The organism is Actinoplanes nipponensis (assembly GCF_016862275.1).
In the GTDB taxonomy this organism is placed as follows: domain Bacteria; phylum Actinomycetota; class Actinomycetes; order Mycobacteriales; family Micromonosporaceae; genus Actinoplanes; species Actinoplanes nipponensis.
Genome location: NZ_BOMQ01000100.1, coordinates 15,225 through 27,984, shown reverse-complemented (window position 1 = coordinate 27,984; position 12,760 = coordinate 15,225). Strand labels below are relative to the sequence as shown.

The window sequence follows — 12,760 nt, the reverse complement described above, 5'->3', positions numbered from 1 at the left end:
CGGATCTCGGTGCGCAGCGCGGGCGGCCCGTCCAGCGGCGCGGGGTCCTCGGGCGTCGGGGTCACGCCGCCGGCCGCGACGCGGTCCAGGGTGCGCAGGCCGGGCCGCTCCACCCGGCCGAAGATGGTGTAGTTGGGCCGCAGCGCGGAGTCGCCGTAGACCAGGAAGAACTGGCTGCCGTTGGTGTCCGGGCCGGCGTTGGCCATGGCCAGCACGCCGCGGGCGTACACCCGGCGTGCGCCGGTCGGGTCGGTCGGCGCGGGCGGCAGGTCGGTGGGCAGCTCGTCGCCGTAGCGGTAGCCGGGACCGCCCGAGCCCGTCCCGGTCGGGTCGCCGCACTGCAGCACCTTCAGCGTCGGGTACGCGGTCAGCCGGTGGCAGATGGTCCGGTCGTAGAACCGGTGCCGGGCCAGGTGCAGGAAGCTCTGCACGGTGCACGGGGCCTGGGCGCGGTCCAGCTCCAGCGGGATCGGCCCGAGGTTGGTCCACAGCAGCACGTCGACCGTGCCGCGGTCCGGGGTGTGCCCGGGGTCCCGGGGCAGCGGCACTGGCCGGGCGGCGGGATCGTCCGGTGTGGGCGTGTACGCGCAGGGGCCGGGGGTCGGCGCGGTCGGATCGGCGCCGTGCGCCGCGGCCGGGGCGGCGCCGGCCGCACCGGTGGCCAGCGCGCAGAGCAGGACGAACGCCAGACGTCGCTTCATCATCCCCCCGGTGTAATCGACCTCCCTGAATACGTCAAGCGGGCCCGGCGGCCGGGCGCGGGTGTGCGAACATGATCGAATGTCCGCGATCGCCGCCCCGGAACCGGTCGGGGATCCCGCGCCGGCACCCCTGCCGTCCACCGTCGACGACCGGTCCTGGCCGGTGGCCGTCGGGGCGGGGGCGGCGGCCGCCCTGCTGGTCGCCCTGGCGCTCCCGGCGAGCTCCCGCATCGGCGACAGCGCCCTGCCCCGCTGGCTCGCGGCCGGCGCGGTGGTCCTCGCCGTGCTGACGGTCGCCGTCGCGGCGGTCCTGGTGGTGCTGCGGCTGCGGGCCGCGGGCCGGACCGGGCTGCTGCCGGCCGTGGTCGCCGGTCTGCTGACCGCCGCGGTCGCCCTGACCGGAGCGGCGACGGTCGCGGTGCTGGCCGGCGGGCGGCCCGGCGCCGCCGCCGCGGCCCCGGTCGAGGGCCTGACGGTCGCGATCAGCCGGACCGGCGACGGCCTGCGGCTGGCGATGCGGGCCGAGATGCCGGACGTGCCGGCGGGGGCCCTGGTACGCGCCGAGGTGACCGGCGTCGCCGACGAGGGAGGCGACGTCACGCTGGCCCGGCAGCTGACCGTGACGCCCGGCGCCGGCCCGGTGGCGGTGGAACTCGCGGTGCCCAGCATCGACAGCTACGGCACGGTGCGGATCCTCGTCGAGTCGCCGCTGCGGCGCTGCACCGCGGACCTGCGTCCACTGGAGAGCGAGGACCCGGTCGTCGCCTGCCGGGACCGGTGACCGCCGGCCGGCCGGGCTATCCGGCCGGGGCGGGCGGCTTCGGGTCGCCGGCGATGCGGGCGTGCAGGTGCATGTCGTGCCAGCCGTCGGCGTGCCGGGCCTCGCTGCGCTTGGTGCCCTCGGCCGGGTAGCCCGCCCGCTCGGCGACCCGGCAGGAGGCGACGTTGCGGGTCGAGTGCAGCACCTCGATGCGGTGCAGACCGAGCACGCCGAACCCCCAGCCGCCGAGCACGGTCAGCGCCCGGGCGGCGAGCTGCCGGCCCCGCGCCGCGGGCAGCACCCAGTACGAGATCTCGGCGAGCCCCTCGGCCAGGTCGATCCGGCGCAGGCTGAGCTGGCCCAGCACGGTGTCGTCGCGGTCGTCGGCGACGGCCCAGCCCGCGCCGCTCTCGTCCCGCCAGCGGCGGGGCCACTGCGCGACCCAGGCCGCGGCTTCGGTCCGGCTCAGCGACCGCGCGTGCCACTGCTGGATGCCGGGATCGGCATAGGCGCCGGCGACCACCGCGGCGTCCCCGGCCCGCCAGGGCCGCAACACGAAGCCGTCCCCGGCCAGCACCGGCTGCTCCAGCCGGGCCAGGGCGCCGGCGTCGAGCAGGGGTGCGACGAGTGGGGGCACGCCGATCATTAAAACCCGCCGGGCGGGCGGGGGCTCAGCCGACGGGCCACTCGTGGACGGGGATGTTCTCGTGCATCGGCGGCAGGTACCGGCGCAGCATCTCGTGCAGCGCGCCCTGCCGGTCCAACCCCTCGGCCTCCAGCGCGTGCAGCGTCTCCACCTGCCAGGTCGCGCCGTTGCGGCCGGTCAGGCAGCGCTGCTCGATGATGCCGAGCAGCCGGTCGCGCTCGCGGGCCGACACCCCCCACTTGTCCAGCCCTTCCCGGGCCAGCGGCAGCAGCCGCCGCAGCACCAGCTCGGACACCGGTACGTAGCCCAGCCCGGGCCAGAACACCGAGGCGGCGATGCCGTGCCGGGCGCACGAGTGGAAGTTCTCCTCGGCGGCGCTGAACGACATCTGCGTCCAGATCGGACGCTCGGCCTCGGCCAGCATCCGGACCAGCCCGTAGTAGAAGGCGCCGTTGGCCACCGTGTCGACCACCGTCGGGCCGGCCGGCAGCACCCGGTTCTCCACCCGCAGGTGCGGGCGGCCCTTGACCACCGCGTAGATCGGCCGGTTCCACCGGTACACCGTGCCGTTGTGCAGCCGCAGCTCGCTGAGCTGCGGGGTGTCGCCGCTCTCGAGGATCTGCTCGGGGTCGTCCTCGTCGCAGATCGGCAGCAGGGCAGGGAAGTAGCGCACGTTCTCCTCGAACAGGTCGAAGACCGAGGTGATCCAGCGCTCGCCGAACCACACCCGGGGTCGTACCCCCTGGGCCCGGATCTCCTCCGAGCGGGTGTCGGTGGCCTGCTCGAACAGCGGGATGCGGGTCTCGCGCCACAGCTCCCGGCCGAACAGCAGCGGCGAGTTGGCGCCCAGGGCCACCTGGACGCCGGCGACGACCTGGGCCGCGTTCCAGTACGCGGCGAACTGCTCCGGGCTCACCTGCAGGTGGAACTGGGTGCTGGTGCACGCCGCCTCGGGCGCGATGGTGTCGGTGGTGACCGCCAGCCGGTCGATGCCGTCGATGCGGATGTCCAGGTCCTCGCCGCGGGCCGCGAAGATCTGCTCGTTGAGCAGTTTGTAGCGCGGGTTCGCCGACAGCGAGTCGGCGGTCATGTGTTCCTTGCGCAGCGTCGGCAGGATGCCGATCATCGCCATGTGGGCGCCGACGCTGCGGGCCCGCTGCTCGGCGTTGTTCAGGCTCTCCCGCAGCTGGCGTTCCAGGTCGGCGTTCTCGTCGCCGGCCAGCCGCCGCGGCGGCACGTTGATCTCGACGTTGAACTGGCCCAGCTCGGTCTGGAAGTCGGGGTCGGCGATGGCCGCCAGCACCTCGGCGTTGCGCATCGCCGGGTCGGCGTTGTCGTCGACCAGGTTGAGCTCGATCTCCATGCCGGTCAGCGGCCGTTCGAATTCGAACCGGGCGTCGCGCAGCATCGCCGCGAAGACGTCGAGACTGCGCCGGATCTTCTGCCGGTACTGCGACCTGTCCTCGCGGGTGAATGTCCTCTGGTCGACCTCTTCGCCCACCGCGCACCGCCCCTCTGCCGCGCCTATCGTCTCGTGGTCAGCCCGCCGGCGCACCAGGAGAACGCACCGGATCACACGAGAGGTTCCGCGTGCGCCGTCTACCTGCCCCCCACGGGGCCCTCGCAATCGCGCCGCCCGGCTCCCGGGTTCAGCTGATCCAGGCGACCAGGACGACGGCGGTGAGCACCAGCCCGAGCCCGGCCTGGATCAGCAGGCCGGGGCCGAGGTGCGACCACAGGGTCGGTATCCGCGGGGTCAGCGGTTGCAACGTGGTCAGGTTCAGCACCTGCTCCAGCTTCACCGCCAGGTCCGGGTCCTTCTGCGGCCGGGTGCGCAGCTGCACGAGGTCGCCGCGGTGCAGGGCGGACTGGGGCAGCTGCCCGTGCATCTCCACCTCGTACGTCTGGCCCAGGTCGTCGCGCAGCCGCAGCGGGGTGACCAGGTACTCGGGGCCCTTCTTGAGGTCCTTGAACTTGCGCCGCGCGCCCCGCCCGCCGCTGCGCAGCAGGGCCAGCAGCAGGGCGCCGACCGCCTGGGTGATGGTCGCCGTGACGAACACGGCCACCAGCAGCGGCTGGCCGACCCTGACCTCGCGGGTGTAGGAGGGCCGGAAGCCGAGGAACCGGCCGGTGATGACGGGACCGGCGTGCCGGAGGATCCGCTCGCGGTAGAGCTCGGTGTCGTCCATGGGGGTATCTCCTGGGGTGGGGAGATGCACGTGGCTCAATCGTACGGAGAGCCACTGATTGAACACAGTGAGTGAATGTGCCGTTCACGGGCCCGCGGGCGGGTGATCTCACTGTTTGGCGCCCCTTCCACCGGGAACTTCGAGGTCTCGCTTGCTCTTAGGACGTGCCGCATGAAGATGCCCTCCGCCCGTGGACCGGTCTCGGCCGCTGTGATCGACGCGCTCGCGCGGTCCCCGTACGACTTCGCCCTCGACCCGGACCGGATCGACGACGAGGACCTGCACCTCGCGCTGTTCGTGCTCTACGAACTGCACTACCGCGGCTGGGACGGCGTCGACGACCGCTGGGAGTGGCACCCGGGACTGCTGGCGCTGCGCTCCGGGCTGGAGGCCCGCTTCGAGGCCCAGCTGTACGAGCTGGTCGGCGCGCCGGCCCCGGCCGAGGACGTGACGCACGCGCTGATCGCCCTGACCTCCGACAGCAGTGGGCCGTCGCTGTCGGGCTACCTGCGCGGCCGGGCCACGTGGGAGCAGTTCCGCGAGTTCGCCACCCACCGGTCGGTCTACCACCTGCGCGAGGCCGACCCGCACACCTTCGCGATCCCCCGCCTCGGCGGCAAGGCCAAGGCCGCGCTCATCGAGATCCAGCTCGACGAGTACGGCGGCGGCGTGCTCAGCCGCATGCACCAGGAGATGTTCAAGGACACGATGACCGCGCTCGGCCTGGACACCGAGTACGGCCGGTACGTGGACGTGGTGCCGGCCACGACCCTGGCCAACAACAACCTGATGTCGCTGTTCGGCCTGCACCGCCGGTGGCGCGGGGCGCTGCTGGGCCACCTGGCCGCGTACGAGATGACCTCGACCGGCCCGAACCGGGCGTACGGCAACGGTCTGCGGCGCCTCGGCGGCGACGCGGCCGCGACCCGCTTCTACGACGAGCACGTGGAGGCCGACGCCGTGCACGAGCAGATCGCCGCGTACGACATGTGCGGCTCGTTCTGCCGGGCCGAGCCGGAATCGGCGGGCGACGTGCTGTTCGGCGCCCGCTGCGTGCTGGCGCTGGACGACCGCTGGGCGGCTTCGATCCTCGAGCGCTGGGCGGCGGGCGAGAGCTCCCTGCGCGAGTGAGCGCGACGTACCCGGGCGCTGCGCCGCGATCAGGCGGCGGGCTCGGCGTCCCGCGCGGTGGTGTCGCGCGGGGCGGCGGAGTCGCGGCCCACGCCGGCGCGGAAGCCGATGGCCTTGTGCGTGCCGTCGCAGAACGGCTTGATGGCGGACTTGCCGCAGCGGCAGAGCGCCACGGTGCCCCGGCCCGGGTCGATCACGTCCCCGTCGGGCGTGCGGAGGGTGAAGTTGCCCCGCAGCAGCAGGGGGCCGTCCTCGTACGGGATCACGGTCGCGCCGTGCTCGTCCACCGGTCCGCTCATGGCGCATGAGGTGCCCAGCCCGGCCGGCGCGAAACCCGGGGGTCCGCCGTCGGTCTACCGATTGGCCGAAACGGTCACGGCGCCGTCCCGGACACGGTGAACTTGACGCGAACGCCTGTCGCGGGCGATCTACGGGGGTGGGACGGCATGGCGCTGACCGGCATGAAGTACGTGAATCCTGACAGTGTGCTCGCGCGCACGGCGTGGGAGATGGTGCAGACCCACGCGGGTGGCCTGGGCCCGCACGAAGGCATGACCGTTTGCCCGGTCTGCGGCGAACCCCTGCCCTGCACCGCCGGCCGCGCCGCCGCGGAGGTCGTGGCGGCGGCGGGCCTGGCCGAGTCGTCCGGGCTGGTCGAGGCGGCCCGGCAGGGCCGCGGGGGGCCGGACCGGGATCCGTCGTCACCGCTGGGCCTGCCCGTCCGGGACGAGCCCCGCGCGGATGCGGCCGGGGGGTTGTGGCTGCCGGCTGGTGCTACGGACCAGCGGCCGGCACCCTCGGCGGGGGCGCCGCAGGTTTCCTCGGCCGGCCCGCAGCAGGCTTTCGCGGCGGGGGACGCACCGGCGTTCGCGGGCGGTGCGCCGATGGCGTTCGCGCCGCCGGAGGAGTCGCTTCCGGAGCCGTCCTACCGCGGGGGAGCGCAGGCCGCTTCCGGCGTGGGCGGGGATTCCGGATCGGGATCGGGCACGTGGGCGTCCGGGCCGGGGCGGTCCGACGGTGAGCAGTCCGATCGTGAGCAGTCCGGTTTCGAATGGTCCGGTGGCGAGCGGTCCGGTTCCGAGGCGTCCGAGGGTGTGCAGTCGGGTCCGACGCGGTCCGGATCATCCGGCCCGGCCGGGTCCGGGCCGGCTGCTTCTGGCCAGGCGGGATCCGGGCCGACGGCGGCCGGGCCGGCGGCGTTCGGCCAGGCGGGGTTCGGCTCGGCGACGCTCGATGCGACAGCGTCCCCATCGGGTCTCTCCGGCCCGGTCCCGGCCGGTTCCGCCTCGGTCGGCGCCCCGCCGGCCGCCACCGTGCCGTCCGGGCTCACCCCGCCCGGACCGGAAGCGTTCGGCCCGGCCCAGTCCGCTTTCCCGCGACCTGCCGCCGAACCGTCTTCTCCCGCTCACCCGTCGTCCGGCCGGCCGTCATCCCCGCCCGCCGGTGCTCAGGCGCCGGGTCAGCCCGCGCCGGACCGGCAGCCCGGGTCGGGCGATCTCGACGCCTCCCGGCCGGGAACCGACCCGTCTCCGACGCGCGGTCCCGACGCCCTCGCACGCCCGGCGCACGACTCGACCGCCCCATCGACGCCCGGCCCGGACGCCGGTCGCGCCGCCGTGGCCGGCGCCGCACCCCGCGTTCCCGCGGACGTCGACCCGCTGCTGCTCGGACCACCGCTGTTCGCGCAACAGAACCGGCCCCTGGACGCGCCCCGCTTCACGCCGTCGGCGCGTCCACCGGAGCCGGCGCTCACCCGCGGCCCGCAGCCGTCGAACGGCGCCGCGCTGCACCGGCCGGGCGACGACGCCCCGCTCCCGCCGGGGGAGCGCCGGCCCGGCACCGGCTCGCCGTCGAACCCGGTCCACCAGTCCGGTGCCCTGGCGCCGGGCGCTCCGGATTCCGGTGCCCAGCCTGCCGCGCCGCACATCGGTTCGGCACGTCCCCAGCAGCCGGCTGCCTCCGGCGATGCGACGCCCGTCGGGACCGGGCAGGCCGGCGGCCCCATCGCGCCCGGCGGTGCCGGTGAGCTCGGCGGTCCCAGCCAGGTCGGTGGCCAGTCCGGCGGTGTCGGTCAGCCCGGCGGACAGGCCGGCGGTCCCGTTCAGTCCGGCGGTCCCGTTCAGTCCGGTGGTCCCGGCCAGTTCGGCGGCCAGCCGGGCGGTGCCGGTCAGCCCGGCGGCCAGTTTGGCGGCCCCGGCCAGTTTGGCGGTGCCGGCCAGCTCGGCGGGCGGTCCGGCGGTGCAGTTCACCCCGGCGCTGCCGGCCAACCCGGCGCCCAGCCCGGCGGAACCGGCCAGCCCGGCGGAGCCACCCTGTCCGGCGACCGCCCCGCGAATGCCGGCGAGCCCGCCGTCCCCGGTCAGCCCGCCAACCCCGGCCAGAGCCAGCCCACCGCCCCCGCCCAGCACCCCACTGGATCCCCGACCCCGCCGACCGGCGAGACCCGCCCGCCCGGCGTCGACGACCAGTTCACCCGTCAGCCCCGCCCCACCCTCCGGGAGGCCGGCGGCCAGCAGCCGCCCGCCCGCGAAGGAGCCTTGAGCCCCGGCCACCAAGCCGCACCGACCCATCAGAGCGCGAGCCACCCGGGCGCCCCCGGCCACGGTCTCCCGCCCGCCGGCCCGCTGCCCCGCTCCGGCCCTCCGGCCGGCGGGGCCCAGTACCCCGACCGGACCCCGGCCGCCCAGCCCCGGCAGACCAACCGCCCCCCGCTCGAACCACCCCAGATGGGCCAGCTCAACCGCCCGCTGGACCCGGCGGCCGGCGCCCCGCAAGCCCCCGCACCCCAGACCCCGCCGCCCGGCCCCGCAACGCCGCACCCGATGGCACCGCAGGCCCCGGCACCCGGCCACGCGATCGAGACCCCACCCCACCCGGCCACCTCGGCCGCGGCCCCGGGAAGCCACCCGCAGGCCCCGGGAAGCCACCCGCAGGCCCCCGCCGCCCCCCACCCGGCCCCGGCCTCGCCCGGATCCGGCCTCGGCGGCCACCACCCCGCCCCGCGCAGCACCCGCCCGCCCCTCAAGCCCCCGCAGATGGGCCAGCTCAACCGCCCCCTGCCCCCCATGGACACCGCCACCGCGCCGTCGGGCCTGCCGGGCCGGCCAAGTGCGCCGCAGCCGCCCCCGGCCGCTCCCGCCGGGGCGCCCGCGGAGGACGCCCCCAGCGGGTTGCCGCGCCGTTCCTCGTGGACCGGTACGGACCCCGGGCAGGCCGCGGATCAGCACGACGATTGATCGATGACCGCCGAAGCCCAGGGGCCCGCGCCAGGGCGAGTTGAGTATCCGGATCGTGAAAGAATGAGGGTCACCGATACGAGTTGACGGGCTTCAGCCGGAATAGTCCCGGGAGTAGCGTGTGACCGGGAGCCGGTCGTGGCCGATTCCTGGCACGACCCCGGGCCGACCCTGGTCGTGGTGCCATGACACGGTCGCCGAGGTGCTGATTCGATGCGTGGTCAATTCGATGCGTGGTCAAGGGGAGCGGATGCCCGCACACCGTGACGTGCCGCCGTCCGCCGGTGGGGGAATGCTCGAGGACCTGGACGTGGCCGCCATCGACTACGCGGCCCGGTTCTCCTCGGCCGGCCGGGCAGAGCGGGCCGAGCTGCGCGAGCGGTTCGTCGCCTTCTGCCTGCCGTTCGCCGGCCGGATGGCCCGCCGCTACCGCGGCCGCGGCGAGGCCGTCGAGGATCTCGAGCAGGTGGCCCGGCTCGGCCTGGTCAAGGCCATCGACCGGTACGACCCGCAGCGGGGCTCCTTCACGGCGTACGCGGTCATCACGATCTCGGGGGAGATCAAGCGGCACTTCCGCGACCGGACCTGGGGGGTGCACGTGCCCCGGCGGGTCCAGGACCTGAGCCTCGAGGTCGGGCACGCCACCGCGCTGCTGACCGGCGAGTCGTCGCGCCGGCCCACCGCGGCGGAGCTGGCCGCCCACCTGCGGGTGCCGGAGACCGCGGTGCTGGAGGCGCTGGAGTCCTCCGCCGGTTACAACCCGGCCTCGCTGAACGCCCCGGCCGGCGCGGAGGGCACGGCGGAGCTCGGCGACCTGATGGGCGACGTCGACGCGGAGTTGGAGGCGGTGGACGACAAGGTCACCGTGGCCGGGCTGCTGCTGCGGCTGCCGGCCCGCGAACGCCGGATGCTGGCCATGCGTTTCTACGGCAACCTCACCCAGGCCGAGATCGCCGCGGAGCTGAACATCTCCCAGATGCACGTGTCGCGGCTGCTCAGCCGGGCGCTGGGGTGGCTGCGCGAGGCCATGCTGAGCGACCGGCTGCCCCGCTGGGAGGGCACGGACAGCCCGTCGGACGGCCACAGCCTGCGGATCACGGTCGCGGAGGACGGCGGGGTGCGCACCGTACGGATCAGCGGTGAGATCGACCGCGACACGGCCGGCCGGGTCCGGACGAGTCTGCGTCAGGCGGTCGCCGGCGCCGAGCGGCTGGTCGTGGACCTGTCGGCCGTGCCCCTGGTGGATGCCGCCGGCGTCGCCGCCCTGGTCGACGCCGCGTCCGCGTGCGCGGTGGCGGAGGCCGGCCTGTCGCTGCGCGGCGCGCAGCCGTATGTGGCGCAGATCCTCGGGCTCTCCGGCCTGCAGTGCCTGCTGGCGGACGACCCTCCCGGAGGGTCGCGGTGACCGCCCGGGCGTCACGCCACCGGGAGCGACGCCCAGACGACCTTGCCGTTGTGGGTGGGCAGCCAGCCCCAGGCGTGCGCGGTGGCCTCGATGAGCATCAGCCCGCGACCGCGCCGGGCGACGGTCTCCGGCGAGGGGCGCCGCACCGGCTCGGCGGTCGATCCGTCGCGGACGGCGATCTGCAGGTAGCGCGGCCGCAGCGTCAGGCGCATGGTCATCATCGTGTGCGCGTGGTCGACCACGTTGCTGACCAGCTCGCTGGCCACCAGGCTGGCCGGGGCCAGCAGGTCGGGCAGGTCCCAGCGCAGGCATGCCTCGGTCGCCAGGTTGCGGGCCTGCCGGGCCGCGCCGAGGACCGGCAGCAGCTCGTCGTTGAGCATCGCCAGGGTGTCCCGGTCGACGCCGACGTGCCGGTCGGCCGCCTCGACGGTGGGGAAGACCGGCAGGGAGCGGTGCCGGGCGTTACGCAGGTGGGACCCCGTCATCGGCTCGGGCGCGCACAGCAGCAGCGGGATGCCGGGCCACCGGGCGGCCTGCCGCCGGACGGCGGTGAAGACGGACAGCGCCAGCGGCTCGGAGACGGTCATCCGGGACAGGTCGACCAGCAGCGCCCGGGGTTGCTCCGCGAGGCATTTGAGCAGGCGGATCCGCAGGTCGGCGACCGCGCCCAGGTCGAGATCGCCGGAGACGGCGGCGAGCAGACGGTCACCGTCACCGCTCACCGCACAGTCGATCGGCACGGCTGCGGCCTCCTGACCCTGACGTCCTGAATCGACGCTATACCCGATGCATCGGCGCTCAAACCGTGTCCACCGTCGCGTCGGCCAGGGCCTCCGTCTCCATGACGATGATCGCGCCGCCGTTGCGGTGGCCGCCGTCCGCGGTGACCAGTGGCGTTGCGGCCACCCGTACGGTGATCGTCCGGCCCCGCCGGTTGACCGCCTCGACCGCGGTCTCGGCCGTGCCGCCCGGCTCGCCCAGCACCCCGCGCAGCAGCGGCCGGAGCCGCTCGAACGGCAGCCCGATGTCGAGGTTGAGGAAGTGCTGACCGACCACCTCGGCCGAGCGCAGCCCCCAGAGGTCCTCGGCCCGCCGGTTCCACATCCGGATCCGCAGGTCGTGATCGATGACGACGACGCCGGCCCGCAGGCTCGCCAGCACGGTCTCCAGGAACGAGTTGGCGTCGTCCAGCTGCTCCGTGCTGATCCGCAGCTGGTCGTTGATGTTCTGCAGCTCCTCGTTGGTGGACTGGAGCTCCTCGTTCATCGTCTCCAGTTCCTCGTTGGTGGACTGCAGCTCCTCGTTGGTCGTCTCCAGCTCCTCGACCGTCGACTGGAGCTCCTCGTTGGTCGTCTCCAGTTCCTCGTTGGTGGACTGCAGCTCCTCGTACGCGGCCTCGAGCTGCTGGTGGGCGTGCTCGAGGTCGTCCTGCAGCCGGCGGGCGGCGGTGACGTCGGCGAAGGCCAGGTTGACCCCCAGCACGCTGCCGTCGGCGGCGATCAGCGGGCTGAGCTGGATCTCCAGGTGGATCAGCTCGCCGGCGCGCAGATATTCCACGTCGGTGACCCGCAGGGGGCGGCGCTCGGCCTGCGCCTGCTCGATGTGGCGGCGCAGCTCCACCGGCCGGTACGACAGATCCAGGTCGCGGAACGGGCGGCCGACGTCGCGCGACGACACCCCGAACAGCGTCTCGAGCCGGGCGTTGGTCAGGGCGACCAGGCCGTCGGCGCTGATCCCGAGCTGGGCGAGCGGGCTGGTGGCGTACGCCTCGGTGCGCAGCTGGTCGAGGCCGGCCACCGGGCTGGCCGTGGAGGCCGGGAAGTCGGTGAGCGCGCCGCCGTTCTGGTAGAGGGCGCGGGGCACCCGGCGGAAGACCCGGCGCTTGAGGTCCACCGGCGCGAAGATCGTGCCGTGGCTGAGCAACATCTCGGCCTTGCCCAGCAGCAGGATGCCGCCGTCGGCCAGGGCGAAGTGGAACCGGGACAGGATCTTGGTCTGCGTCTCCGCGTTGAAGTACATCAGCGTGTTGCGGCAGGAGAGCAGGTCGATGCGGGAGATCGGCGCGTCCTGGACCAGGTCGTTGCGCCCGAAGATGACCGAGCGCCGCAGGTCCTTGCGGAAGGTGAACCGGCCGCCGGCCCGCTCGAAGTACTTCTCCGCCAGCTCCGCCGGAACGGCCTGCAGATCCTCCTCGCCGTAGGTGGCCTGGCGGGCCTCGGTGAGCTGTTCCTCGTCGACGTCGGTGGCGTAGATCTTCACCCGCTCGCGGAACGCCTCGATCTCCAGCACCTCGGCGAACACGATGGCCAGCGTGTAGGCCTCCTGGCCGGAGGCGCAGCCGGCCGACCAGATCCGGATCGGCGCGTCCGGCGCCCGCGCCGCGATCAGCGGCTCGACGATCTCGGCGCGCAGGAAGTCCCAGGCGTCCGCGTCGCGGAAGAAGGCGGTGACGTTGATCAGGATGGTGTTGAACAGCGCGGTGAACTCGTCCGGATGGACCTGCAGGTGGTCCAGGTAGTCCGGGTAGCCGACGATGCCCACCTGGGACATGCGGCGGTCCACCCGGCGCATCAGGCTGGACCGCTTGTAGCCGGTGAAGTCGAAGCCCCGGGACTCCTTGAGGTAGACCAGCAGCGCCTCGAAGTCCGGATCGGTGGGGATCACAGGGTCGCCTTCCGTCACATGACTGCGC

General features: G+C 74.4%; 11 protein-coding genes. 3 read left to right on the top strand and 8 right to left on the bottom strand.

The genetic code is table 11. From position 1 onward, the window contains the following. Positions 1-704, bottom strand: a 704-nt coding sequence (locus Ani05nite_RS39530) for a peptidylprolyl isomerase (protein WP_203777125.1), incomplete at its 3' end; no start/stop codon positions are given. 76 nt (positions 705-780) lie between these two features. On the opposite strand from Ani05nite_RS39530, the gene Ani05nite_RS39525 reads away from it, so the two are divergent. Then, on the top strand, positions 781-1,482 hold the full coding sequence (locus Ani05nite_RS39525) for a hypothetical protein (RefSeq protein WP_203777123.1): 702 nt from the start codon (positions 781-783) through the stop codon (positions 1,480-1,482). 16 nt (positions 1,483-1,498) lie between these two features. Here the strand turns inward: Ani05nite_RS39525 and Ani05nite_RS39520 are convergent, their stop codons facing one another. From Ani05nite_RS39520 to Ani05nite_RS39510, 3 genes are all read right to left on the bottom strand, one after another. After that, positions 1,499-2,098 carry a GNAT family N-acetyltransferase gene (locus Ani05nite_RS39520; RefSeq protein ID WP_203777121.1) on the bottom strand — a complete coding sequence of 200 codons (600 nt, stop codon included), beginning with the start codon at positions 2,096-2,098 and terminating at the stop codon, positions 1,499-1,501. 34 nt (positions 2,099-2,132) lie between these two features. Next, complete coding sequence (locus Ani05nite_RS39515) at positions 2,133-3,608, bottom strand: glutamate-cysteine ligase family protein (RefSeq protein WP_203777119.1); 1,476 nt, start codon at positions 3,606-3,608, stop codon at positions 2,133-2,135. Between the two features lie 148 nt (positions 3,609-3,756). Continuing rightward, a complete protein-coding gene (locus tag Ani05nite_RS39510; protein ID WP_203777117.1) occupies positions 3,757-4,296 on the bottom strand; it encodes a hypothetical protein in 540 nt (179 codons plus the stop codon). A gap of 171 nt (positions 4,297-4,467) precedes the next feature. On the opposite strand from Ani05nite_RS39510, the gene Ani05nite_RS39505 reads away from it, so the two are divergent. Further along, entirely contained in the window at positions 4,468-5,427 is a 960-nt protein-coding gene (locus Ani05nite_RS39505) for an iron-containing redox enzyme family protein (RefSeq protein WP_203777115.1), read from the top strand. 29 nt (positions 5,428-5,456) lie between these two features. On the opposite strand, the gene Ani05nite_RS39500 is transcribed toward Ani05nite_RS39505, so the two are convergent. After that, positions 5,457-5,726 carry a CDGSH iron-sulfur domain-containing protein gene (locus Ani05nite_RS39500; RefSeq protein WP_203777113.1) on the bottom strand — a complete coding sequence of 90 codons (270 nt, stop codon included), beginning with the start codon at positions 5,724-5,726 and terminating at the stop codon, positions 5,457-5,459. A gap of 1,128 nt (positions 5,727-6,854) precedes the next feature. Then, positions 6,855-7,979, bottom strand: coding sequence for a collagen-like domain-containing protein (locus Ani05nite_RS39495; RefSeq protein WP_203777111.1), 1,125 nt, complete (start codon positions 7,977-7,979; stop codon positions 6,855-6,857). 934 nt (positions 7,980-8,913) lie between these two features. Here Ani05nite_RS39495 and Ani05nite_RS39490 point away from each other — a divergent pair. Beyond that, positions 8,914-10,068 (top strand): SigB/SigF/SigG family RNA polymerase sigma factor, encoded by a 1,155-nt coding sequence (locus tag Ani05nite_RS39490; protein ID WP_203777109.1) that lies wholly within the window; start codon positions 8,914-8,916, stop codon positions 10,066-10,068. Between the two features lie 11 nt (positions 10,069-10,079). On the opposite strand, the gene Ani05nite_RS39485 is transcribed toward Ani05nite_RS39490, so the two are convergent. Continuing rightward, on the bottom strand, positions 10,080-10,808 hold the full coding sequence (locus tag Ani05nite_RS39485; RefSeq protein ID WP_203777107.1) for an ATP-binding protein: 729 nt from the start codon (positions 10,806-10,808) through the stop codon (positions 10,080-10,082). Positions 10,809-10,866: 58 nt separating this feature from the next. Further along, entirely contained in the window at positions 10,867-12,732 is a 1,866-nt protein-coding gene (locus tag Ani05nite_RS39480; protein WP_203777105.1) for a CheR family methyltransferase, read from the bottom strand. Positions 12,733-12,760 lie beyond the last annotated feature (28 nt).